Origin of the sequence: Mucilaginibacter sp. P19, from assembly GCF_050632265.1 — a bacterium.
Lineage (GTDB): Bacteria > Bacteroidota > Bacteroidia > Sphingobacteriales > Sphingobacteriaceae > Mucilaginibacter > Mucilaginibacter gossypii.
Genome location: NZ_CP192586.1, coordinates 5,589,461 through 5,612,863 on the forward strand (window position 1 = coordinate 5,589,461; position 23,403 = coordinate 5,612,863).

Annotated in this window: 25 protein-coding genes; 5 read left to right on the forward strand and 20 right to left on the reverse strand. The window is 41.8% G+C overall.

From position 1 onward, the window contains the following. Positions 1–37 precede the first annotated feature (37 nt). The 19 genes from ACQ86K_RS27300 to ACQ86K_RS27390 all read right to left on the reverse strand — a co-directional run bounded on the left by ACQ86K_RS27300 (position 38) and on the right by ACQ86K_RS27390 (position 18,019). The gene (locus tag ACQ86K_RS27300; protein WP_091165046.1) at positions 38–316 is read right to left on the reverse strand and encodes a hypothetical protein; all 279 of its coding nucleotides are present in this window, start codon (positions 314–316) and stop codon (positions 38–40) included. Positions 317–341: 25 nt separating this feature from the next. Then, positions 342–917, reverse strand: coding sequence for a DUF420 domain-containing protein (locus ACQ86K_RS27305; RefSeq protein ID WP_091165042.1), 576 nt, complete (start codon positions 915–917; stop codon positions 342–344). Between the two features lie 6 nt (positions 918–923). Continuing rightward, positions 924–1,622: an SCO family protein gene (locus ACQ86K_RS27310; RefSeq protein WP_091165039.1), complete on the reverse strand. Its 699-nt coding sequence runs from the start codon at positions 1,620–1,622 to the stop codon at positions 924–926. Further along, positions 1,622–1,960, reverse strand: a complete 339-nt coding sequence (locus ACQ86K_RS27315; protein WP_090530131.1) for a cytochrome C oxidase subunit IV family protein — start codon at positions 1,958–1,960, stop codon at positions 1,622–1,624. The genes ACQ86K_RS27310 and ACQ86K_RS27315 overlap by 1 nt, the downstream gene beginning before the upstream one ends. Positions 1,961–1,973: 13 nt before the next feature. After that, positions 1,974–2,693: a cytochrome c oxidase subunit 3 gene (locus tag ACQ86K_RS27320; protein WP_090530134.1), complete on the reverse strand. Its 720-nt coding sequence runs from the start codon at positions 2,691–2,693 to the stop codon at positions 1,974–1,976. 21 nt (positions 2,694–2,714) lie between these two features. After that, on the reverse strand, positions 2,715–3,026 hold the full coding sequence (locus ACQ86K_RS27325; protein WP_431199123.1) for a cytochrome c oxidase subunit 3: 312 nt from the start codon (positions 3,024–3,026) through the stop codon (positions 2,715–2,717). Next, on the reverse strand, positions 2,963–3,298 hold the full coding sequence (locus tag ACQ86K_RS27330) for a hypothetical protein (RefSeq protein WP_431200987.1): 336 nt from the start codon (positions 3,296–3,298) through the stop codon (positions 2,963–2,965). Before ACQ86K_RS27330 ends, ACQ86K_RS27325 begins: the two co-directional genes overlap by 64 nt. A 1-nt stretch (position 3,299) precedes the next feature. Further along, positions 3,300–4,166 (reverse strand): heme o synthase, encoded by an 867-nt coding sequence (gene cyoE / locus ACQ86K_RS27335; RefSeq protein ID WP_091165033.1) that lies wholly within the window; start codon positions 4,164–4,166, stop codon positions 3,300–3,302. Further along, the gene (locus ACQ86K_RS27340; protein ID WP_091165029.1) at positions 4,163–5,221 is read right to left on the reverse strand and encodes a COX15/CtaA family protein; all 1,059 of its coding nucleotides are present in this window, start codon (positions 5,219–5,221) and stop codon (positions 4,163–4,165) included. Before ACQ86K_RS27340 ends, cyoE begins: the two co-directional genes overlap by 4 nt. 145 nt (positions 5,222–5,366) lie before the next feature. After that, the gene (locus ACQ86K_RS27345; RefSeq protein WP_090530144.1) at positions 5,367–7,154 is read right to left on the reverse strand and encodes a cytochrome c oxidase subunit I; all 1,788 of its coding nucleotides are present in this window, start codon (positions 7,152–7,154) and stop codon (positions 5,367–5,369) included. A 123-nt stretch (positions 7,155–7,277) separates the two neighbouring features. Next, positions 7,278–8,465, reverse strand: a complete 1,188-nt coding sequence (locus ACQ86K_RS27350) for a cytochrome c oxidase subunit II (protein ID WP_431199124.1) — start codon at positions 8,463–8,465, stop codon at positions 7,278–7,280. A gap of 48 nt (positions 8,466–8,513) precedes the next feature. Continuing rightward, complete coding sequence (locus ACQ86K_RS27355) at positions 8,514–9,782, reverse strand: quinol:cytochrome C oxidoreductase (protein WP_090530151.1); 1,269 nt, start codon at positions 9,780–9,782, stop codon at positions 8,514–8,516. Between the two features lie 13 nt (positions 9,783–9,795). Then, on the reverse strand, positions 9,796–10,380 hold the full coding sequence (locus ACQ86K_RS27360) for a c-type cytochrome (RefSeq protein ID WP_091165023.1): 585 nt from the start codon (positions 10,378–10,380) through the stop codon (positions 9,796–9,798). After that, positions 10,364–10,900 carry a DUF3341 domain-containing protein gene (locus tag ACQ86K_RS27365; RefSeq protein ID WP_090530157.1) on the reverse strand — a complete coding sequence of 179 codons (537 nt, stop codon included), beginning with the start codon at positions 10,898–10,900 and terminating at the stop codon, positions 10,364–10,366. The genes ACQ86K_RS27360 and ACQ86K_RS27365 overlap by 17 nt, the downstream gene beginning before the upstream one ends. A gap of 5 nt (positions 10,901–10,905) precedes the next feature. Beyond that, positions 10,906–12,378 carry an NrfD/PsrC family molybdoenzyme membrane anchor subunit gene (nrfD, locus tag ACQ86K_RS27370; protein ID WP_091165019.1) on the reverse strand — a complete coding sequence of 491 codons (1,473 nt, stop codon included), beginning with the start codon at positions 12,376–12,378 and terminating at the stop codon, positions 10,906–10,908. Between the two features lie 26 nt (positions 12,379–12,404). Beyond that, positions 12,405–13,685 (reverse strand): 4Fe-4S dicluster domain-containing protein, encoded by a 1,281-nt coding sequence (locus tag ACQ86K_RS27375; RefSeq protein ID WP_431199125.1) that lies wholly within the window; start codon positions 13,683–13,685, stop codon positions 12,405–12,407. Between the two features lie 98 nt (positions 13,686–13,783). After that, complete coding sequence (locus ACQ86K_RS27380; protein ID WP_431199126.1) at positions 13,784–15,466, reverse strand: TAT-variant-translocated molybdopterin oxidoreductase; 1,683 nt, start codon at positions 15,464–15,466, stop codon at positions 13,784–13,786. A gap of 36 nt (positions 15,467–15,502) precedes the next feature. Further along, on the reverse strand, positions 15,503–16,786 hold the full coding sequence (locus tag ACQ86K_RS27385; RefSeq protein WP_091165012.1) for a cytochrome c3 family protein: 1,284 nt from the start codon (positions 16,784–16,786) through the stop codon (positions 15,503–15,505). A 252-nt stretch (positions 16,787–17,038) separates the two neighbouring features. Next, positions 17,039–18,019, reverse strand: coding sequence for a deoxyhypusine synthase family protein (locus tag ACQ86K_RS27390; RefSeq protein WP_090530168.1), 981 nt, complete (start codon positions 18,017–18,019; stop codon positions 17,039–17,041). 207 nt (positions 18,020–18,226) lie between these two features. Between ACQ86K_RS27390 and ACQ86K_RS27395 the strand changes: the two genes are divergently transcribed. Then, positions 18,227–18,682, forward strand: coding sequence for a hypothetical protein (locus ACQ86K_RS27395; protein ID WP_431199127.1), 456 nt, complete (start codon positions 18,227–18,229; stop codon positions 18,680–18,682). Beyond that, positions 18,630–19,352, forward strand: coding sequence for a hypothetical protein (locus tag ACQ86K_RS27400; protein WP_431199128.1), 723 nt, complete (start codon positions 18,630–18,632; stop codon positions 19,350–19,352). Before ACQ86K_RS27395 ends, ACQ86K_RS27400 begins: the two co-directional genes overlap by 53 nt. A gap of 122 nt (positions 19,353–19,474) precedes the next feature. On the opposite strand, the gene ACQ86K_RS27405 is transcribed toward ACQ86K_RS27400, so the two are convergent. Then, positions 19,475–20,074, reverse strand: coding sequence for a hypothetical protein (locus ACQ86K_RS27405; protein ID WP_091165003.1), 600 nt, complete (start codon positions 20,072–20,074; stop codon positions 19,475–19,477). A gap of 44 nt (positions 20,075–20,118) precedes the next feature. Between ACQ86K_RS27405 and ACQ86K_RS27410 the strand changes: the two genes are divergently transcribed. From ACQ86K_RS27410 to ACQ86K_RS27420, 3 genes are all read left to right on the forward strand, one after another. Further along, a complete protein-coding gene (locus tag ACQ86K_RS27410) occupies positions 20,119–21,057 on the forward strand; it encodes a transglutaminase family protein (RefSeq protein WP_431199129.1) in 939 nt (312 codons plus the stop codon). A 92-nt stretch (positions 21,058–21,149) separates the two neighbouring features. Continuing rightward, complete coding sequence (locus tag ACQ86K_RS27415) at positions 21,150–22,685, forward strand: sensor histidine kinase (protein ID WP_218134392.1); 1,536 nt, start codon at positions 21,150–21,152, stop codon at positions 22,683–22,685. A gap of 3 nt (positions 22,686–22,688) precedes the next feature. After that, entirely contained in the window at positions 22,689–23,366 is a 678-nt protein-coding gene (locus ACQ86K_RS27420) for a LytR/AlgR family response regulator transcription factor (protein WP_223266289.1), read from the forward strand. Positions 23,367–23,403 lie beyond the last annotated feature (37 nt).

The window sequence follows — 23,403 nt, forward strand, 5'->3', positions numbered from 1 at the left end:
GGTTACAAAAGCGGCAAATAACACCCGCAGCTGCTTATTAATTCAGATTAAGTTTTTCGCCGCGCATCTCAAGCTTAACATCTTTACGACGGTATTTTTTATACCAGATGTAACCACCTAATGCTACAGCAAAATAAGGAGCACCCAATAAAAATAGGATCCCGTTATTTAAACCCCTTGTTTTTGAACTACCGCTTTGTGCGTTGGTTTCAACAGTAGCAGCGCATTGTGCGCACTGAGCTTTTACAGGTTCACGGGCAATCAGCATAAGGCCGAGGGCCATTACAAAAAGGATAACTTTAAAACCTTGTTTCATAAGTACAAATTTAACCAATTATAAATTAAAAATGATAAAACGGACGGATCATTAAGTAGACCACCACACCGCTCGCGGTAACATACAACCATATCGGGAAAGCCCAGCGCACCAGCTTACGGTGCTTTTCAACCTGCATTTGCAGCCCGCGGTAAAAACTCAATAATATTAACGGCAAAACAGCTGCCGCAAGTATAATATGCGGCGTCAAAATGGTTAAGTATATTGTCCTCAAAAAACCGGCAGATGTCCTTTCTGCTGCTGACAATTGCCCATCGCCGTTAAGATCTCCGTAAACGATCTCGTTACGCATCAGGTAATGAAACAGGATATACGATACAAGGAATAACGACGATAAACAGAACGTAACAATGTTAAGTCGTTTATGCAGTGTTATATTCCCTTGTTTAATTTGATATAACGACAAAAGAAGCAATAAGGTACAAGTGCCGTTAAGTACAGCATTAAGCATCGGCAGGTAAGGTGTAAAAGCAGGAGCCACAGCCGGGCCCGGTATCAGGTGCCTGTTTAACAAAACAACTACTGCAATTACAAATATGGTAACACCCGCAACAAAGCGGATTATAAATTTATCACTCATGGCAAATTAATATAACGGCTTATCAACTTTACGAAGCTCTTCGGCTATCAACACTTTTATCTCATCGTTAAGGCGGTTTACCTCTGGTGTTACCGCTGCTTTGTAATATCCACGAATCCGGTGTTCCTGATCAACCAGTACAAAATCATCGCTGTAAACAAAGTCGCTACCGGCTTTTGCAGCATTTACAAACAGCCCATTACGGGCAAAGTTGTAAACCGATGAAGTATCGCCACTGCACATCAGCCAGCGGTTTGATTCGGGCTTAAATGTTTGCAGGTATTTGTTTAATACTTCCTGAGTATCATGTTCCGGATCAACTGTGATGGTTAAAAAGTAAACCATCTTGTTTTTGTAATACGTACCCACCAGCCAGCTCATGTTTTTGTTGATGGTTTGGCAAACCGTAGGACAGTTAGCGTAAAAGAAATTAACTACAAAAATCTTTCCTTTCAGTGTGTTCAGTGTAACCGGCTTTCCTTCCTGATCGGTAAGTTTAAAATCAGGAATGGTGTGGTAGATGGTATCAGGAATGTACTTGCCGTGAAATTTATGCCCAGTTTTGGCAACCAACTTTGGCCCAAAAACAGCGAGGGGCTTATACCTGTTTTTACCTTTAGCGGTAAGTAAATAATATAAAAATCCCGGTACCGCTAATATGAGTACCAGGATCAGGATCTTTTTTAATATAGAAGCCTTGTTCATTACCTCAGGTCAACCCAGTGGTGGCTTTCGTTTGTAAGTACCAGGATTAAACCGATTATAAATATTACCGGAATTGCTATTGACAATATGAGACCCATTTTCTCAAACTTCAAGTGCATGAAATATGCAACTATATAAAATGCTTTAAGCAAGGTTAAAACGATATATACAGGATTGGCATACTGTATCGGAAGAATTCCTTTAGGCACACATACAAGCGCGATAAAGAATTCGATACAGGTAATAACAGTTAAGATACCTGCAACCTGCCATATCCGCTTTCTGCTCATGGTTTCATGATCACCATCGTGATGAATTTCGTGCGATTCTGCTGACATATGATAAATATTTTTAAACTAAGTAAAAGAATGTAAATACGAATACCCAAACAAGGTCTACAAAGTGCCAGTACAAACCAACCTTTTCAACCATTAAATAACTGCCTCGTTTTTCGTATGTGCCCATTAACACGTTTACCGTAATAATAATGTTGATAATAACACCTGTAAATACGTGGAAACCGTGGAAACCTGTGATAGTAAAGAACAAGTTAGCAAACTCCTGCGAAGTCATATGTTGCACAGCTTCGGTGCCGCCGGTAAATAACTTTTTAAGTTCTTCGGCAGGCGGAACACTTCCCCACCAGAAACCTTCATGGTGTAAATGTCCCCATTCCAAAGCCTGGCAACCAAGGAACATGAAACCGCCTATCACTGTAGCTATCATCCAACCTACTACCTCTTTTTTAGCATTACGATGGCCCGCCTCTACAGCCAATACCATAGTAACAGAACTTGCAATGAGGATGAAGGTCATTAAACCCACAAACACCAATGGTGCACCGTGATCAACTAATCCGGGTACTGATTGAAAAACCTTATCCGCACCTGGCCATACGCTTGCGCTGAAACGCAATGAACCGTAAGCTATCAATAACGATGAAAAGGTAAATGCATCCGAAAGGAGGAAAAACCACATCATTATTTTTCCGTACTCCACGTTGAACGGGGATCTTCCTCCCGACCAGGGCGAAGTTTTTACTTCGTCAATTTGTGAAACTGTTGTACTCATCTGTACTAATCTATGGGTGTATTAATTATGATTCAAAAGTAAAAAAACATAGAGATAAATCCATATAATATCGAGAAAATGCCAGAAAATGGAAGTTAATTCCATCTTAAACATATTCCTTACCTGGGGGATATTACGGTATGTACCTATAAGTGTATTTATTAGCAATAACAGCGCCGCAAAAATGTGTACCAAATGCGCGCCAACAAAAACATAAACAAAGGAGCGTGAAGCATTAGGATCAACAAAATAGATCTGCATTTTGAAGGTTAACACATAGCAGGCATAGATCTGTAAGGCAAAAAAGCCAGCCCTAAGCCCAATGTGATCCATAAATACAGCTTCTGTTTGTCAAACTGCAACGCCTTGGCAGCCTTTGACGCTAAAAACAACGAGCCGCTGCTTAACACTATAACAATAGTGCTATACAAAAACGACTGCGGCATGATCACATTTAAACCGTGCCCGCTGCCTCCCGAATAAACGATAAAGCCGCTGGTAAAAGCTGCAAAAAGCATAAATGATGTGAATATGAAGATCCACATATTAAACTTTTTGGCACCAAGGTTCAGCCTGTCGTTATCTTGTTCCATCCTTGCCATCATCTCACTTAACTATAAAATCTACTAAAAACATTATCTGAACTACCGGCAGGTAAAAAAACGAGCCGAACATTAATTTACGAGCCTCGGGTATTTGCCGGGTACGTAACAGCATAAATGACTGATATAAAAATATTAAGCTGCATATCAGCGATACACCGCCTACCCAGTAACCACCATAACCGTAAAAGGTTGGCAATAAACTTACGGGTAATAAAACGATGGCAAATATAAACGTAATTACCGCACTTGTTAAATCTCTTTTACCTGACGGCAACAAGCGAAAACCTGCGAGCTTGTAATCATCATCCAAAACCCAGGCAATAGCCCAGAAATGGACAAACTGCCAGATAAACTGGATAGAGAATAAGATTAAGGCTATTTCGTCTATCCTACCGTGAACCTGCGCAGCTACATAGCCTATAAGCGGCGGCAACGCTCCGGGGATAGCGCCAACAAAAACTGCTGCAATACCCGATTTGCGTTTTAAAGGCGTATATGCAAATGCATACAATAAAATCGAAAATACAGATAGTAAGCCGGTTAACAGGTTTAAGCTGCCTAACAAGTAAGTACCGGCCATGCCCATGCCTAAACCTAATACCAATGCCTGCCCCGTAGTCATTTTGCCTGAAGGGATTGGCCTGTCCATAGTACGCTTCATCAGCCTATCCAAATCTTTTTCGATGATTTCGTTAAAAGCATTGGCTGCCGATGTAACCAGGAAACCACCTATAATAAGCTTTACCCAATCAATCCAAACAATATGGCCATTTGCGCGACTTCCGATTAAAAATGATATCGACGCCGAAAATACCACCAAGGTAGTAAGTCTTGTTTTGATCAATTTTGAAAAATCAGTCCATTTCATCTGCTTACCTCCCTACCCTTAACACCCTGAAATAAATTTAAAAGCAAATAAAACTGTGCCCCAAATATTAAACTCGCCAATACAATATGTGCAGCCTGGGCAACAGGCGGCAATGCGAGATATGATAACAAGATCCCGGTTACTATCTGCAACGTGATCATTAAAAATGTAAAACTCATCAGCTGCTGCTGAATAGAATGCCTGTTAAAGCCTTTACGGATCAAAGCAAACAAAGCAACGTTCAATATCAACACCAAAATGGCTATATCCCTGTGATGTTGAAATATCTCGCCGGCATTGGTGATCCAATCTTTACGGTAACCTCCCTGAAAATGATTGGCAACCGCATCTATTTTCTCACGTACCTCGGTTCCGAAAGCAATTTGCAGAATACTTACAAACAGTGCAGCAAGCGTTATAACGTAAACCAAAGGTGACGACCCTGAAGTACTTTTACCCGAAATCCGTGCTACATGATAAGTGTAAATACAAATAGCTAAGATAGCCAGCGCTAAAAGCATGTGTACGGTAACAATCCAGGCAATCAAATTGGTAGATACCACGATTGAGCCTAACCACGCTTGAAACCCCACAAGCACCAGATTAAAAATACTCAGGATGGCTATCCTCTTATCCGTTTTCCAGTAGCTGAATGAAAAAACAACAGAAAGCAAAAGAAAAAAGCCAGATAAAGCACCAATAACGCGGTTGATATACTCAGTCCATGTTTTGCCTGCATTAAACTCCTCAGGCACAAGGATAGAACGATCTTCGCGTATTCGTTTTGCCAGATCACTGTAACCAAATACATCAAGTGTTTTTGCAAAACGCTGGTTCTTTTCAACCCGTTTGGCTACGTATTTCTGTTTATAATCTTTAGGCAGATCACTGATATCAGTAGGCGGAATGTACCTTCCAAAACATTTTGGCCAGTCGGGACATCCCATGCCTGAACCTGAGCTACGCACAACACCACCGGCAAGAATCAAAACAAAGAGCAGAACAATGGTTGTAATATTGATCTTTTGAAACCTATTTTTTCTGGCTGTGCTCATCTAAATAGTTCTAAAAATTTAGGGTACCTATTCTGAATTTGAAGATTTGAAAATTTATTGATTTGAAAATATCGATTTTCAAATTTTTCCACATTTTCAAATCTTCAAATTAGGATGGTACCCTAAAAGATCAGATAAGTATTAATTATTTTACTTGTTCGTTTGCTTTCAGCGTACTTGTAAACTTATTAAGTTCTTCCAAACCTGCAGGATTATCTTCAAAATCGTGCGGAAGGTTTGAGCTCATAGTTTGCGAGTAAGGAACAGTTTGAGGGATATAATCCTCTTCTGCACCTGGTTTGCTGTAATCATATGGCCAACGATAAACGGTTGGAATTTCGCCCGGCCAGTTGCCGTGTAAGTGCTCAACAGGAGTAGTCCATTCAAGTGTATTTGACTCCCATGGGTTTTGAGTTGCTTTTTGTCCTTTGAAGATGGATACAAAGAAGTTATAAAGGAAACCAAATTGGGTAAGTGCGGCGATAATAGCAGCCCAGGTTACAAATGTATTGATGGTTAACCATTTTTGCATTGAAGCAAATTCGGTGAAGGCATAATACCTACGTGGAACACCGTCAAGACCCATAAAGTGCATTGGGAAGAATACCAGGTAAGCACAGATAAATGTTAACCAGAAGTGCAGGTAACCTAATTTCTCGTCCATCATACGGCCGAACATTTTAGGGAACCAGTGGTAAACACCTGCAAGCATACCAAATATAGCAGCCGAACCCATTACGAGGTGGAAGTGGGCAACCACAAAGTAAGTATCATGTAAGTTGATATCCAAAGTAGCGTTACCCAGGAAGATACCTGTTAAACCACCAGAGATAAAGAACGATACCATACCGATAGCGAACAGCATAGCAGGTGTAAACCTGATGTTACCGCGCCAAAGCGTAGCTAACCAGTTAAATGTTTTTACTGCCGATGGAACCGCAATGATCAACGTAGTGATCATGAACACACCACCCAGGAATGGATTCATACCTGTAACAAACATGTGGTGGCCCCATACGATAAACGATAATACAGTGATACCGATCAGAGAGTAAACCATCGCGTGGTAACCAAAGATTGGCTTACGTGAGTTTACCGACATTACCTCAGATGAGATACCCATCGCAGGCATAATAACGATATATACTTCCGGGTGACCAAGGAACCAGAACAAGTGCTGGAACAGGATCGGACTACCACCTTCAAATGGTTGCTGTACGCCGTTTAATACGATATCAGATAAATAGAAGCTTGTACCAACACTGCGGTCAAATATCAACAATACTACACCAGCAACTAAAACCGGGAAAGCAAGGATACCTAATATAGCAGTAAGGAATAAAGCCCAGATAGTTAAAGGCATTTTCCAAAGGTCCATGCCTTTTGTACGCATGTTTAATACAGTACTTACGTAGTTGATACCACCCATTAAAGATGATGCAACGAACAGTACCATACTGATCAGCCAAAGGGTCATACCCTCACCTGAACCCGGCATTGCTTTTGGCAATGCAGATAATGGCGGATAGATTGTCCAGCCACCGCTGGCAGGGCCTTTTTGTACAAAGAAAGATGACAACATGATAACGCTGGCTAAAAAGAAGAACCAGTATGAAAGCATGTTCATGAAAGGCGAAGCCATATCACGTGCACCTACCTGCAATGGAATTAATAAGTTGGCAAAAGTACCGCTCAACCCGGCAGTTAGTACGAAGAATACCATGATAGTACCGTGTATGGTAACCAAAGCAAGGTAAAAATCGGGGCTGATACGACCGTTAGGTGCAAAACGACCCAACAAAGTTGTTAACAGCGGGAATGTTTTATCAGGGTAAGCAAGCTGGATCCTAAACAGGATTGACAAAATCATTGCGATAACCGCCATCGTAATACCTGTAATCAGGAATTGCTTGGCAATCATCTTGTGGTCCATGCTAAATACATATTTAGACAGGAATGATTGGTCATGATGGTGTTCGTGACCGTGTCTCGTCGTGGTGGGCTCCTGCGTGGTCGTGAACTGCTAATGTTGACATATCTCTATTTCTTATCTTTATTAATTATTTAACGCTAACCTATTTGTTGAAGCACCGCTTTGCTCGTTGTTTGCTGCCGCAAAATGAAGCTCTTTTCTTAAAGCATCATTGAGGTAAGGCTTTTGCCTTGACAGCCATAACTGATATTCGGCTTCAGAAACAACACGTACAACTTTTTGCATGTTGTAATGGCTTCCACCGCATATTTTGTTGCAGTAAAGGGTATATTCAAATTTAGGGTCGTCTAATTTGGTACGCATTTCTGCGGTAGTAATAGTCGGGGTAAATTTAAAGAAGGTTGGTAAACCAGGTACCGCGTTCAACTGAACCCTGAAGTGAGGCATATAAACGCTATGGATCACGTCCTGTGCAAGGATATTCAGCCTGATTGATTTGTTAACCGGCAGATACATAGTATCAACCTTCAAGTCATCAAAACTGCTTTTCTTTTTAAAGTTAACACCTAACAAGTTAGCGCCTGTAACCAAACGGAAATCTTTGGGGCCTAATACACCATCTTTACCAGGGTAACGCAATTCCCAGGCAAACTGGTGACCGGTTACATCGATATTGATATCATCTTTAAGGTTTTCGCTGTTCATGATCTTCTGCCAGGTAAAGAAACCAAACACAACCAGGATAGTCAGAACGATAGCAGGTGCAATTGTCCAAACTTTTTCGATGGTATTATTGTGAGGCAGGAAGTGTGCACGACGTTTATCAGAATGACGGTATTGGAACAGGAATGTAAACAGCAGGATCTGGGTAACAAAAAATACTATCATTGTTAAAACAGTGGTGACGGTAAACATCTCATCTATTTTAACGCCATGAGCCGAAGCGGCTTCCGGCAATGTCATACTGCCCTGTTCGGTGAATGACCAGTAAGCACCGTATAAACCTACAAAAAGGAAAACAATACAAATTACAGCCATCACGGTATTCCACTTAATGCCTTTTTTGCCTTGCATCTTTAAAGTAAGATCGTAGATCTTGAGGATTTTACCAACAATGGCGACGCCTAAGCAGATCAGGAAAAATATAAGCACATAATACGCAATCCCGGTCCAGTCAACCTTAGGGGCCTCTTCCTGGCCCGGAGCAGCACCTGCCGCAGTTTGCGCCATCAGCAGGTTTGTGCCCAGGAGCATAAACGCAGCGAAGAACGATAGTAGTTTTTTAGAATTTATTAGTTTTCTGAATCCCATTTTAGTAAGCTGTTTGGTATTCTGTATATGGTGCAAATGTAATAATTATTATATGTGATGATGAAGGCTTTCCTGTAAGAACGGGTGTTTTTTAGGAACCAACGATTTGAACTTGGTTAAAGCAGTCATCGCAGTGAAGGTAAATAAACCTCCGAAACCTAAGAACACGCCTATCTCAATCGGGCCAATCTCAGTTAACCACGATGAAGTTGGACCAACTGTACCAGGCATGATCATCATAAAGTAATCTAACCAGTGACCAACAATCAAGATAATACACATAATCTCAACAGTACGATAGATACGTTTAGAGTCACGTGACATCAACACTAATAACGGAGTAAGGAAATTTACTACGATGTTGATCCAGAACCAAGGTTTAAACTCAGGCTCCCAGCGTTTAAAGAAGTAAACTGTTTCCTCAGGCATGTTAGCATAGTAAATCAATAAGAACTGAGCAAACCATACGTAAGTCCAGAAGATAGAGAAACCGAAGATAAACTTGGTTAAGCTATGCATATGATCTTCTGAAACCCATTCAAAGTAACCAATACGTTTTAACCTGATTAATGTAAGTGTAATAACAGATAAACCGCTAACCCACATTGCTGCGAAGTTATACCAACCAAACATAGTTGAGAACCATTCTGCTTCTAATGACATGATGGTATCGAAAGCGTATATTGGTGTAGTAAAACCAAAGATCACCAGGAATAAGCATGACATGTTAAAGCTCTTTTTGTAGTAGAACATGCCGCCCAAATCATCTTCCGCTTCTGAATATTTAGCCAATAAACGACCAAATATGCAATATGAACCAAGGAAGCAAATTAAACGGATTATAAATCCAACTTTATTCATGTAACCGGCTTTGCCAGCTATAATGGCGTTGTAATTTTCGTTATGAGGATCAGTAACACCGGCAGCAGCCCAAATTTTGTACAAGTAAGGAGCTACAACCTGCTTACCTTCTTCATTGGTTACTGTATGTGTTAATGAAAACCCTGCGATAACTACCACAATAAGGGTAATTGCTGCTATCGGTAAAACTTTACCAAAAGCTTGTGGAATCCTGATCATTGATGCAGACCAACCAGCTTGTGCTGCATATTGCACGGCGCAAAAGAAAATACCGCACATACAAACCGCTGCAAAGTAATAGGTCATTAGCAACAGGTTGGCAAAGGTACGCTCAGCGTAGCCAAGCGCAAAGCCACCAAGTATGGCAACCAAACCAATCACGATGCATATTAAGCTCCATGTTTTGGCTTTGCCGACAAATTCGTATTGCCCGTCAAAATTATTATGAGTCTTCATTAATATCTTTTTCTTATAAGGTTTGTAAATGGTGAACATACATGATCACTTTCCAGCGTTCTTCGGGAGCAAGCTGAGAAGCGTATGAACCCATAGCATTTACACCGTAAGTAATGGTATGATAAATTTTACCGTCTGTAAGGTCTTTCATGTTACCACCGCGTGATGACTGGCCTTTTGAATATGATGGAGGAGCCGGATAACCGTGCTGTACCACTAAACCGTCACCCTGACCGTTAACACCATGGCAAGGTGAGCAAAAGTGCTCAAACAAAATCTTACCTTCGGCGTAATTAGCCTGAGTTTGTGCCAGTACAGATTTAACCTCAACACTGGCTAATTCATAACCTTCTTTGGTATTTGGATAATCAAATTTGGTAAAGCCAACCGGGATAGTTCCGGCAGGTGGTAACTGAGCGGTTTTACCATCTTTAAAATTATTATTTTTCTGATCCGGATCGTATGCCAAATGCTCGTACATATTAGGTGCATACTCCCAGCCGGTACTCCTTTTATCCTTGCACGATGTAAAAATTATCGAAGCAGCGATAATAGTAACAATTGTTCCTAATATTTTAATTTTATTCATAGCTAACATATTTTCTGTCGTTATGCTTAACTTCTGTAGCGCCCGCTTCTTTTAGTAAATTAGTTATATCATCGTGAGAAATGTTTCCTTTAGCATTGATCGCTATTACAAACTTATCATCAGTTGCACGCAGGTCCATTACCCTTGGCGCACGGCCCGGGAAAAGGTGACTTGCGAAGAAGAAAGTAAAGGTCATACCAAATGAGGTCCATAATACCGTCCACTCAAATGTAACCGGGATAAAATCCGGGATAGCAAAGAAGTTTTTACCACCGATATTGATAGGCCAATCATGAACAAGCATATAATAAACCATGCTGAACATAATGGTACCGCCCAAACAACCGAACATAAATGCTGCATAACCTAAACGCGAATCCTTAATGTTCAATTTAGCCTCAATACCGTGGATAGGCATAGGCGTATAAACGTCATAAATAGGTACGCTGTTCTTTTGCAGCTTATCAATCCCGTGCATCATTTCATCGGGATCATCAAAAACGCCTAATATATATTTAGTGCTACTCATTAGTATTATGCTTTTAAGTATTCAGACTGTTCAACACTATCAAATTTCTCCAGCGAAGCGATGTAAAATTCTGCTTCGGCCGGTACAACATGGCCTTCGTCCATAAGTTTCTTCTTAGCCTGCTCGCTTGAGCTTTTCAACAGTAATTTCACCTCGGCCATAGCCACAGAAGGTAATACCCTGATGAACAACAGGAACATGGTAAAGAATACACCGATTGAACCGATGAACACACTTACGTCAACCCAGGTTGGATAGAACATAGCCCAGCTTGATGGTATAAAGTCGCGGTGCAGTGAGGTTACGATAATTACGAAACGCTCAAACCACATACCGATGTTAACCACAATTGATAATACCCATGACAACGGAATGTTGGTACGGATCTTTTTGAACCAGAACAGCTGAGGGGTAATTACGTTACAGGTCATCATGCTCCAGTAAGCCCACCAGTACGGACCGGCTATACGGTTTGCGAAAGCATATTGCTCATACTCGTTTTGAGAGTAGAAAGCGATGAACAACTCTGTTAAGTAAGCCACACCTACTATCGAACCTGTTAACATGATGATTTTGTTCATCGATTCGATGTGGAACATGGTGATGTAGTTTTCCAGACCTAAAACCTTACGTGCAATAAGCAACAGGGTTTGTACCATGGCGAAACCCGAGAAGATCGCACCTGCAACGAAGTATGGAGGGAAGATGGTAGTGTGCCATCCCGGTTCCAATGAAGTTGCAAAGTCCATTGATACGATGGTGTGTACCGAAAGTACCAGTGGGGTTGAAACACCTGCCAGGATCAATGATACTGTTTCAAAACGTTGCCAGGTTTTAACTGAACCTGTCCAGCCGAATGACAATACCGAGTAGATACGGCGGCGGATACCTTGTGCACGGTCACGGATGGTAGCGATATCAGGCAATAAACCTGTGTACCAGAATACCAATGAAACCGAGAAGTATGTTGAGATCGCAAATACGTCCCAGATAAGCGGTGAGTTCCAGTTTACCCATAACGAGCCGTATTGGTTTGGCAACGGTAATGAATAAACAGCCATCCACGGACGGCCCATGTGAGCGGCGATATAAGTAGCCGCACAAATTACCGCGAAGATTGTCATCGCTTCGGCCGAGCGGTTGATAGAGTTACGCCAGTTTTGACGGAACAGTAACAATACCGCCGAGATAAGCGTACCGGCGTGACCGATACCTACCCACCATACGAAACCGGTAATGTCCCAGGCCCATCCTACTGTTTTGTTCAGGCCCCATTCGCCCAAACCGAACCAGAAGGTCCAGCTGATTGCGAAAACCCAAAGCGAGGCGCCAAGCGAGGCTACACTAAAGCCGATCCACCAGGCTTTACCCGGCATATTTTCTACAGGGCGTAATACATCATTCGTAATTTTTGCATACGTGATGTCCTTACCCGTAATTAACGGTTCCCTTATTATTGATTCACTATGAGATGCCATATATCTTAATCTCTGTATATAAAAATTTATGCCTGAGCTTCAGTTTCTATTATATTTCTAACTTTTGTCTGGTAACCAATACCTGGTTGTACGTTAAGTTCTTCAAGCACGTAGTAAGTTCTTTCGCTTGCAAGTGCTTTTGAAACTTCAGAGTTAGGATCATTCCTGTTACCGAATACGATAGCGTTGGCAGAACATGTTTGCTGACAAGCCATTTTGATTTCGCCATCTTTAAGCGGGCGTTTTTCAATTTTAGCTTTCAGTTTACCAGCCTGGATGCGTTGGATACACATTGAGCATTTTTCCATAACACCACGGAAACGTGTAACCACATCCGGGTTAAGTACTAATTGTGTATGCTCACCTTGCAGGTAGTTATCAAAACGTGCATCGTTCCAGTAGTTGAACCAGTTAAAGCGACGTACTTTGAACGGACAGTTGTTAGCGCAATAACGTGTACCTACGCAACGGTTGTAAGCCATGTGGTTTAAACCTTCTGACGAGTGAACGGTAGCTAATACCGGGCACACAGTTTCACAAGGTGCGTGGTCACAGTGCTGACAAAGCATTGGCTGGTGAACAACCGATACATTGTCAAAGTTCTCAAGCTTATCAATTTCCTTTTCTTTGGTAACTGCTTCTTCGCTGTTGCCATGGTCATTGTAGCTATAGTAGCGGTCGATACGGATCCAGTGCATTTCACGACGACGTGAAACCTCATCTTTACCTACAACCGGGATGTTATTTTCTGCAGAACATGCAACCACACAGGCACCGCAACCGGTACAAGCGTTAAGGTCGATAGCCATTACCCAGTCATAAACAGGGCGATCGTGGTTATCCCAAAGCGATTCAGCGTTGTAATCTTTACGACCGTGCTCATTACCGCTTCCCGCAGCAGGGTTCTTTTTGTATTCAACAAAAGTAGCCTCGCGGATCACGCTCCTGCCCTCGTACGAGTGGTGGGTTTGTGTTTGCGCAAGCGGCGATTTGTAACCAGCCGATTTGAATGATGCTACAGCAGCAGTTTGGAAAGTACCATTACTTAAGCTAAAGAATGGGAAAGCATTTTTACCAACGTAGTTACCAACCGGGCCAGCATTTGTACGGCCATAGCCTACAGCAACAGATAAAGTTCCCTGAGTTTGACCAGGCTGGGCTAATACCGGTAACTCAACTGAGTAACCGTTAGCTTCGATTTTGATCACATCACCTTCTTCCAGTTTCAATTTCTTCATATCAGAAATTGACATGGCAGCAAAGTTATCCCAGGTAACTTTTGAAACCGGATCAGGAAGTTCCTGCAACCATGGGTTGTTGGCACGTTTACCATCACCTATAGCCTGGCTTACATAAAGCTGTAATTCAAATTTGTCACCATCAGCGGCAACAGCTTTGCTTTGGGTTAATATTTTTGGGTTACACCGGCAAGGTCAAGGCTAAAGCTGTAAGCGCCTGCGGTTGCTGGAGCAGCTATAATCATACCTGTTTGCAACAAGGTTTCCCAGCCTTTTTGACCAGACAAGCCTCCTTTTGCCAACAAACCCGAATCCCAGGTTTTGCGCACGTAAGTGTAGTAATCTTTTATAGGGTTTTCCATCCAAACCAGTAAGCTGTGCTCTGCCTGGCGGGTGTTGTAAACCGGATTAATTGTTGGCTGTACTACTGTGTAGTAACCTTCAACAGCGTTAGCATCGCCCCACGTCTCTAAATAATGGTGGTTTGGAGCGTTAACGGTAGCTAATAAAGCTGTCTCGTCGTCATGATCAGCAAATGATACTGTTAAACGAACGTTTTTCAACGCTGCTATAAACTCATCATTTTTGTAATAATCGTAAGCAGGGTTAGCATTCAAAAATAATACTGCACCAACATCACCACGTTTTACTTCGCTTACAAACTCAACAAATGCAGCATCGTTACCAGCGTATTGTTTTGATGGGTTATCCAAATCGATAGTAGTACCGTAGCTACCTAACAATGAGTTGATAGCGTTTACCAATACTTGTGTAGCAACATCGTTTGAACCTGAAACAACCAATGCTTTTCCTTTAGCTGCTACTAATTCTTTAGCGGCTAACTGGATAGCGGTATCCACCTTTTTGTTGCCGGTTGCTTTTGAACCAGGTAAAGTAGTACCAGAGATTGCATTGTAAAGGTTTATTAATGCAACGCCAATTTCAGATGGTTTGGTAGTGATACGGGCATCGGCGTTAGTACCGGTCATGCTCATACCAGTTTCAAACTGAATATGACGAGACATTTTTTTGTTGGCCAGCGATTTGCTGTTACGGTTTGAAACGTACTGGCGGGTAAATTCTTCGCCAGAGATCCATGTACCTAAGAAATCAGCACCAAAGCTTACAATTACATCGGCTTTATCAAAATTGTAGTGAGGCAATACTGCTTTACCAAAACTGTTTTGATTAGCCTGAATGATACCGGTGTAGGAAACCGCATCATAATTGATATGTTTTGTAGTAGGGTATTTAGCGATGAACTCGGCAATAACTGCTAAGGTTGAAGGGCTGTATACAGTAGAAGTAACCAAACGGATACATTTGCCTGATGCAGCAACAGCTGCAAGCTCTTTCATTACATAAGCATCAACCTCGGCCCAACCTGCTTCGACACCTTTTAACTTAGGGTCTTTTAAACGGTTAACATCATACAGGTCAAGTACCGAAGCCTGGGCCTGGGCGCTTAAACCACCTTTTGAAAACACATCGTTAGGGTTACCTTCTACTTTGATAGGACGACCTTCTCGGGTTTTAACCAAAATAGCCTGACCTTCATAGCTTGAAGAGTAATAGTTAGCCACACCCGGGGTAACCTCTTCAGGTTTGATCAGGTACGGAATTGATTTATGCACCGGCACTTTCTGACAAGCTGCCAATGTAACCGCACCAACACCAAAGCCAAGCGCTTTTAAAAAGTCGCGGCGTGGAGTTTTAGCTGATAAACCAGATCCGCTAAGCACTTCCTCGATAGGAATTGGCTCTGCAAATTCGTTCTTATTTTTCTCAACAAATTCTGGTGTTCTGTTTAGTTCTTCTAAACCTTTCCAGTATTTTTTATTGCTGTCCATTTAAGCTGTATAAACTGTAATGCTAAATTCTTTTTATTAATAGTGACACTTACCGCACTCGATACCACCCAATACGGCGGCTGTAACTTTCTCACCTTTCTTGATCTTATCGTGTGCAGCCAGGATGCTGTCATAGTAAGCATTGCCTTTACCGTTAACTTCGGTACGTTTGTGGCATTGGATACACCATTTCATGGTAAGCGGAGAGTATTGGTAAACCTCTTTCATTTCCTGTACCGGGCCGTGGCACTGCTGACATTTAATCCCGCCAACTTTTACGTGTTGTGAGTGGTTAAAGTAAGCCAGGTCGGGCAGGTTGTGGATACGTACCCACTGAATTGGTTTAGCCGCGGTGCTGTCATACTTCTGTGTTTTTGGATCGTAACCCAAAGCATCATAAATCTTGTGAATCTCTTCCGATTCGGTTTTAACAACCTTGTGGCAGTTCATACACACGTTTAATGAAGGGATAGAAGCATTTTTTGACTTGTATGCACCTGAGTGACAGTACTGGCAATCAATTTTCATGATACCGGCGTGTAACTCGTGCGAGTATTTAATAGGTTGCACCGGCTGGTAACCCTGGTGAACGTTGGTGTTCCATAAAGTAACCCAACCCCAGCTGCACATTGCAACAGTACCGGCAACCAATATAAAGAATACCAGTTTTTTGTTTTTAAGGATCTTAGTGATAAATTCCTTTTTAGCATCAACCGCTACAGCACCTTCCGGAGTAACAACCTCGTCTTCAATAATAAGATCTTTGTTTTTAAGCAAAATGCGCTCTAAAGAACCTACTACCCTGTTTAGTACCAGGATAACGATGAAAGCGATAACGATAATACCGATCAAACCGTAAACAACCATATCGCTCGGGCCGCTTTCAACTTTCGCACCCGGAGCAGCGGTAGCACCGCCTGCAGGTTTAGCCTGCATGTCTTTCCAGGTAGCACGAACGTAGGTTATAATATTACCTACATCAGCATCGCTAAGGTCAGCAAATACGGTCATGCCCGACTGGTTATACTCATTATAAATTTTGAGTGCCTTAGGGTTTTTAGCAGCAATCAGCGCCTGGTTATTCTGAATCCACTGGATAAGATATTTATCGTCGGTTTCTTGAGTAAGCTGCGGACCTAATGCCGGACCAATTAAACGGGTGTCGATTTTGTGACAGGTAGTACATTTTGATTTGAAAATGGCCTCGCCTTTAGCAGCGTCAGTTTGCGCGTACGCAGTTGATAAACTCCAAAAAGCAAACCCGGCAATCAGTAAAACCGACCTTGAGAATTGTTTAAGAATCAATGAGAAACTTCTCATACAGTGTATTTATGCTAAATAATTTTTATATTAATGATTGAAACTGTTGTAAGATGTATGTTTCATCGGATAATTACAGGCACAAAAGTATAATTTTATACACTATCGGTGACACATAAATGACACCAACCTATAATTTATAATCGTTCTAAATAGACAAAAAACTGCGTTTAAACGCTGCTAAATGCATATTAATGTCATTTGACATTTTTAGGGAATAATTATTATCCAACTTTAATTATAAAATTTTATCTATTGTTTTAATAACCAGGCAAAAATAAGCGGTGCAACAATCGTAGCATCGCTCTCTACAATAAACTTAGGTGTGTGGATGTCAAGCTTGCCCCAGGTTATTTTTTCGTTTGGAACTGCGCCCGAGTACGAACCATACGAAGTAGTTGAATCTGAGATCTGGCAGAAATAGCTCCAGAATGGTACGTCATGCATTTCCATATCCTGGTAAAGCATCGGCACAACACATATCGGGAAGTCGCCGGCTATACCACCACCTATCTGGAAAAAGCCGATGCCTTTGCCAGATGAATTTTTAGTATACCAGTCGGCCAGCCATGCCATGTATTCGATACCGCTTTTCATGGTTGAAGCTTTAAGCTCACCTTTAATTACGTATGAAGCAAAGATGTTGCCCATGGTTGAGTCTTCCCAGCCTGGTACTACGATAGGCAGGTTCTTTTCGGCAGCAGCCAGCATCCATGAGTTTTTAGGATCAATTTCATAGTATTGCTCCAGCTCGCCACTCAATAATATTTTGTACATGTACTCATGCGGAAAATAGCGCTCGCCACTGTCATCAGCATCTTTCCAAATTTTATGAATGTGTTTTTGCAAACGGCGGAAAGCTTCTTCTTCAGGAATACAGGTATCAGTAACACGGTTATAGTGATTTTCGAGCAGGTCCCACTCTTCCTGGGGGCTCAGGTCGCGGTAGTTAGGCACCCTTTTGTAGTGTGAGTGTGCCACAAGGTTCATGATATCCTCTTCAAGGTTAGCACCTGTACATGATATAATAGCAATTTTATCCTGGCGGATCATTTCGGCCAGTGAAATACCCAGCTCGGCTGTACTCATGGCACCGGCCAAGGTTACCATCATTTTACCGCCTTCTTCAAGGTGTGTTTCATAGCCTTTAGCTGCATCCATTAATGCCGCGGCGTTAAAGTGCAGATAATTTCTTTCAATAAACTGCGAAATAGGTCCTCTTGTAGTGCTCATAATATTTCAATAAAATTTCAGCCGCAAAAGTAGACATTTTAGTTAAATTGAATTTTAAATGAACCTTTATCTTTTTATAACCATTTCATACCTAAAATTAGCTTCCTGTCCCCTACCCCCTCAGCATATTGTCATTCTAATTTTAAAAATGCCCGTTCGCAGAACCTTATAAAACAAAATGGGTTATATTAGCCCCGACAAACATCTATGAAGAAACTTGTTACCTTAATACTGGTCTGCGCTTTTTCAACCAGTGCCTTTTCACAAATCTCCCGCATTGTAAAGCGAATGTATTTTGATAAAGATACTTCCCGCAAAAGCAGCTTTGTTATTTTGCCTGTATTAAGCTCCGCTCCGGAAACCGGCCTTGAAGTTGGCGGTGCGGGTCTCCTTTCTTTTTATACCGATACTTCAAAACTCAATACAAGGGTATCCAATGTTTTTGGCTATGCCTCCATTACTACCAAAGGCCAGAGCCGCTTAAGCCTTACTACCAGCTACTGGACACCCGCAAACAACTATCACCTTACAGCCGGCATCAGTTACATCAATTTCCCTTTCAACTTTTATGGTATCGGCAACAATACATTAAAGACCAATTCCGACAGGATTGGTCAAAAGCGGTTCAAGGTTAATTTTACCGCCGAAAAAAATATCCAATAACCTGTATGCCGGCATAACAGGCGGTGCCTGGGATTACAAATTCAGAGACGATGATAAGACAGGTATATTTTATACCGATCCTCGCGTTGAAGACCATGGCGGTGGTCCAAGCGCCTATATAGGACCAACCATCACATTCGATAACAGGAACAATAATACATACACCACCAAAGGGCTCATCGTAAACGCCTATTTCCAGGCTATACACGGCATGTTTGGCAATAATGACTATAAAGGCGGATTCTTTAATATCGAATACTCGCAGTTTTTTTTGCTGGCACCTAAATGGGTACTCGGCCTCGATGTGCAGGAACAAAGCCTTACCGGCAGCACTTCGCCATTTTATTTACTACCCGGCCTGGGAAGCGACGAACTGATGCGCGGTTATTACAATGGCCGTTTCCGTGACCGTAACATGATTGCCGGCCAGGCCGAACTACGCTACCGCTTAAGCGACCGCATTGGGTTTGCCGGCTTTGTTGGCGGGGGCGAAGTTTTTAAAAGCAGCTTCAGCACATCCGAACTAAAACCAAACTATGGCGGCGGCATCCGTTACTTTTTTGATGTAGAAAAAGGGCTTGCCGTACGTATTGACTATGGCGTAGGCCAGAAGATCCCGAACGAAAAAAGATTAACCGGTTTTTATATTGCATTGGGACAGTCGTTTTGATCTTTAAGTTCATATTTGACGGATCATAGTTCATAGCAAATTATCGTAAATGGATTGAGTGATTTAATACAACCACACTTCGGCCATGAACTATGATCTATTAACCATGAACGAACCAACGGTTAATACCTCACCCTAAAATCTTCCTTACTCATTCCTGGCTTAAAAAATACCAGGCCGATATAAAAGAGATCAATAGTTACCCTAACCTGCTGGTTTAGTTTAAGCTGCTCCCATGATTGCCTGGTGGATGCATTGCGATAGATATTTGTAAATATGATAACGCTGTCATCATGGATAGACGGAATAATCTTTTCAAGATAACTGACAGGTCTTTGTTTTAAGGCATCTGCCAGTATCATGTCAACCTGGCGAATGCCTGATGTTGTTGATGAAACACTTTGAACCTCGGGGTTAGATTGTTTAATAACAAATTCGGTGATGTAATCCTCCGCATCAGCTAACAATATCGTTTGGGGCTTAAGGTAAACACAAAACCTATAAAGTAGATGGTAAAATTTTAACGGCAGTGTATTTATCACACCCTTGTCAGAATGTTGTTTTTGGGCGATTTTTTTAATATCGCGGTACACTTTTTGGCCTCTGTAATCGTAGATAACCGTATCAATCAGCTTGTAAACAAATGGAGAGTGTATGCCGTGCCTGTTGTTGGCCAAAAAACGGTGCCGCAGGTAATTAAGCCCATACCTTATATTATACATTGCTGTAAAAATAGAAAAGGTTTAGTATTTTAGCATTACAGCGTATGATAAATCCAACTGAAGTAAATTCATTGATCCGCCTGCTGGATGATCCGGACAGCGAGATCTTTGAGCATGTGTATAACAAATTGTTTTCATATGGAGCAGAGGCTATTACTTATCTCGAGTCGGCCTTTGAACAGGCTTTTGACCCTATTCAACAAGAACGCATTGCCAACCTGGTACATGAAATTCAGTTCAGTAATCTTAAAAACGATTTAAAACTTTGGAACCAAAGCGGCGCGTTCGACTTGTTGCAGGGCATCCTCATCATTAACCGATACCAATATCCCGACCTTGATGAGCAAAAGGTAATTAACCAGATAGAAGCTATTAAACGAGATATCTGGATCCAGATGATGAACGAGGCCAGCCCGAAAGAGCAGGTTAAGTTGATCAACCATGTGTTTTACAACATCTACGGTTTCAGCGGTAATACCGCCAATCACCTCGATCCGCAAAACAGCTATCTGAGCCAGGTATTGGAAACTAAAAAAGGCAACCAGATCTCATTGGCGATTATCTACTCTATCATTGCACAAAAGCTGGATATCCCTGTTTACGGCGTAAATCTTCCCCAGCATTTTATCCTCGCCTATCTTGACGAGAGTATGCAAAGCGAGTTTGAAAGCGGGATCCTGTTTTATATCAACGCCTTTAACAAAGGCTTCCTGTTCGGCAGGCGCGATGTGGATATGTTCCTGAAACAGCTTAAACTTAAATTTGATAAGCAGTTTTACGAACCCTGCTCCAACACTGATATTATTAAGCGTGTGCTTCGCAACCTCATCAGTGCCTACGAAAATCTGGGTTCGGCAGAAAAGGTGAGGGAGTTGAATGAGCTGCTAAATATCATGGAAGCCCCCCGCCCCCTAAAGGGGGTGCTTTTGATTTGCAGGATTTCATCTTTTCACCTGCTATTTGTTCCCCCTTTAGGGGGTTAGGGAGCCCTTCATCACACCGATACTGTGTTTCATCCCATTTATTTATTCAGTAGTATTGTGAATTATACCTTGCGGGCATAATTCAAAACACGATGAACGATCTCCTGAAAAAAAACCTTAACCTTGGCAAAATTGAATTTTGGGCCGCAACCACTATTTATGTTTTTGGCCTGCTCCTTCTGTTAGCCAAAGTGTCTAACAGTGTCGATAATGAAATATGGACCCCATACCGGTACATGTTCAACAATTACCACCTGCACTACTCCTACTCTAAATATTTCTTTTTCCCGCAGGTGTTTAGGTACACTGGTTATTACGGCGCCTACCTGCTCTGGAATTTTATTATAGTACCGGCCTTAGCACAAAAAAGGCGGGTAGCATGGCATATCATTTTGGGTTTGGCCTTGCTTGTTGCCCTTTGGGGCCTATTCGGCATTACCGATACCTGGCTTAAGGGATATCTATTTTACCATAAATCGGCCGATTATGTGTATAACATCGTTTTTAAAACAAATGTATTATACGCTTTGTGGGTAATAATGATGCTTACTTTTTATAGCATGGTCAAATTTGCTACCCGGTTTTTATTGAGTAACGTTGATAAAATAAACGCCAAATACCAGGTAATTACCCGTGGCTGTGTTATAGCCCTGGTTATTTGTATGATCACAACATTCTTGCTGGCGCTTTCCGAAGCCCAGTATGAATTGATAGTTACGTTTGTGATTATAGCGCTGACAGGCATTGGGAATGTTAGTTTTTCGTTCTATAGCCTTATACCAGCAACATTTGCCAAAAATAGGGGTTTCTTTAACTACCTGTTTAAGGTTACAGGCATAATGCTGGTGATCAGTGTGCCGATAGGATTTTTAACAGCAGTTATTTTTAACAAGGTAAATATAGAACCTGTGTTTATCATAGGTGCCTTTAACTGTGGCATCCAGATATTATTGGTTGCTCCTATAAGCTGGATGATTTATAAGCGTAATCTTGCCGGAAAACAGGAGATTGTACATCTCAAAACGGCCCTCGGCCGCTCCACTGCCGATCTGGATTTCCTTCGCTCACAAATTAACCCGCATTTCCTGTTTAACGCATTAAATACACTTTACGGAACAGCTTTACAGGAAGATGCCGAACGTACCGCCGAAGGTGTGCAACGACTGGGCGATATGATGCGTTTTATGCTACAAGAAAACATGCAGGAAAAAATACTGCTGGTACGCGAGATCGATTATCTTAATAACTATATCGCCCTGCAAAAACTCCGTACCCAAACATCGCCCGATATTACTATTGTACTTCAAATTGAAGAGCATGTTAATGCCCTGCAAATTGCCCCAATGCTGCTGATCCCCTTTATTGAAAACGCATTTAAACACGGCATCAGCCTGCGCGAACCTTCACATATCAATATCAGCCTGCAAACCAAGGAAAATACACTTTACTTTGATGTGCATAACAGCATCCATCCCAAAGTAGTTAACGATACCGAAAAATATAACAATGGTATAGGGCTGGAGAATGTTAAACAACGGCTGGCACTTTTATATCCTGACAAACACGAATTGGTGATCCGCGAAAGTGCCAAAGATTTTTTTATACATTTAACTATACAACTGCAATAAGCTTTGATTACTGCCATAGCCATTGATGACGAACCCATAGCACTTGATGTGATCCGCTCGCATGCTGCAAAAGTGCCTTTTGTTGACCTCAAAGCCGAGTTTACCGATGCCTTTAAAGCGATGGATTATCTGCAGCGCGAACCTGTGGATCTGTTGTTCCTGGATATTAAGATGCCCGATATTTCGGGCATCGATCTGTTAACATGTCTCAATAAAAAACCGCTGGTGATATTTACCACCGCCTACACCGAACACGCTGTTACCAGCTTTGAACTGGACGCGGTAGATTATTTATTGAAACCCTTCGCGCTTACCCGGTTCATAAAAGCCTGCAACAAAGCCTATGAACTTTATAGTTTCAGGAACACGGCCGAGGTTAAGGATTACATTTTCCTGAAAACCGGCTATGAGCAGGTGCGCGTTAACTTCGACGACATTTATCATTTAGAAGCCACAGGTAATTATGTAAATTTTATATTAAAGGATAGCAAAGTGCTTACCCGCATGACCATCACTGAAGTTGAGGCGCTACTGCCGGCTGAGAAGTTTGTCAGGATCCATCGGTCGTTTATTGCCGCTGTAAATAAAATTGATAAGATAGAACGCCATCAGGTAACAGTAAATGGATTTTTGCTGCCTGTAGGCGGCGCTTATGTGCCGAATTTGGGAATGATTAAATAATCCCTTACAGATCGTTTATACGCTGGCATAATCATTA

Bases quoted from the DNA above. Each gene is read 5' to 3' on its own strand.
- ACQ86K_RS27300 (WP_091165046.1), bottom strand. From the start codon at position 316: ATGAAACAAGGTTTTAAAGTTATCCTTTTTGTAATGGCCCTCGGCCTT.
- ACQ86K_RS27305 (WP_091165042.1), bottom strand. From the start codon at position 917: ATGAGTGATAAATTTATAATCCGCTTTGTTGCGGGTGTTACCATATTT.
- ACQ86K_RS27310 (WP_091165039.1), bottom strand. From the start codon at position 1,622: ATGAACAAGGCTTCTATATTAAAAAAGATCCTGATCCTGGTACTCATA.
- ACQ86K_RS27315 (WP_090530131.1), bottom strand. From the start codon at position 1,960: ATGTCAGCAGAATCGCACGAAATTCATCACGATGGTGATCATGAAACC.
- ACQ86K_RS27320 (WP_090530134.1), bottom strand. From the start codon at position 2,693: ATGAGTACAACAGTTTCACAAATTGACGAAGTAAAAACTTCGCCCTGG.
- ACQ86K_RS27325 (WP_431199123.1), bottom strand. From the start codon at position 3,026: ATGGATCACATTGGGCTTAGGGCTGGCTTTTTTGCCTTACAGATCTAT.
- ACQ86K_RS27330 (WP_431200987.1), bottom strand. From the start codon at position 3,298: ATGATGGCAAGGATGGAACAAGATAACGACAGGCTGAACCTTGGTGCC.
- cyoE (WP_091165033.1), bottom strand. From the start codon at position 4,166: ATGAAATGGACTGATTTTTCAAAATTGATCAAAACAAGACTTACTACC.
- ACQ86K_RS27340 (WP_091165029.1), bottom strand. From the start codon at position 5,221: ATGAGCACAGCCAGAAAAAATAGGTTTCAAAAGATCAATATTACAACC.
- ACQ86K_RS27345 (WP_090530144.1), bottom strand. From the start codon at position 7,154: ATGGACCACAAGATGATTGCCAAGCAATTCCTGATTACAGGTATTACG.
- ACQ86K_RS27350 (WP_431199124.1), bottom strand. From the start codon at position 8,465: ATGGGATTCAGAAAACTAATAAATTCTAAAAAACTACTATCGTTCTTC.
- ACQ86K_RS27355 (WP_090530151.1), bottom strand. From the start codon at position 9,782: ATGAAGACTCATAATAATTTTGACGGGCAATACGAATTTGTCGGCAAA.
- ACQ86K_RS27360 (WP_091165023.1), bottom strand. From the start codon at position 10,380: ATGTTAGCTATGAATAAAATTAAAATATTAGGAACAATTGTTACTATT.
- ACQ86K_RS27365 (WP_090530157.1), bottom strand. From the start codon at position 10,900: ATGAGTAGCACTAAATATATATTAGGCGTTTTTGATGATCCCGATGAA.
- nrfD (WP_091165019.1), bottom strand. From the start codon at position 12,378: ATGGCATCTCATAGTGAATCAATAATAAGGGAACCGTTAATTACGGGT.
- ACQ86K_RS27380 (WP_431199126.1), bottom strand. From the start codon at position 15,466: ATGGACAGCAATAAAAAATACTGGAAAGGTTTAGAAGAACTAAACAGA.
- ACQ86K_RS27385 (WP_091165012.1), bottom strand. From the start codon at position 16,786: ATGAGAAGTTTCTCATTGATTCTTAAACAATTCTCAAGGTCGGTTTTA.
- ACQ86K_RS27390 (WP_090530168.1), bottom strand. From the start codon at position 18,019: ATGAGCACTACAAGAGGACCTATTTCGCAGTTTATTGAAAGAAATTAT.
- ACQ86K_RS27395 (WP_431199127.1), top strand. From the start codon at position 18,227: ATGAAGAAACTTGTTACCTTAATACTGGTCTGCGCTTTTTCAACCAGT.
- ACQ86K_RS27405 (WP_091165003.1), bottom strand. From the start codon at position 20,074: ATGTATAATATAAGGTATGGGCTTAATTACCTGCGGCACCGTTTTTTG.
- ACQ86K_RS27410 (WP_431199129.1), top strand. From the start codon at position 20,119: ATGATAAATCCAACTGAAGTAAATTCATTGATCCGCCTGCTGGATGAT.
- ACQ86K_RS27415 (WP_218134392.1), top strand. From the start codon at position 21,150: ATGAACGATCTCCTGAAAAAAAACCTTAACCTTGGCAAAATTGAATTT.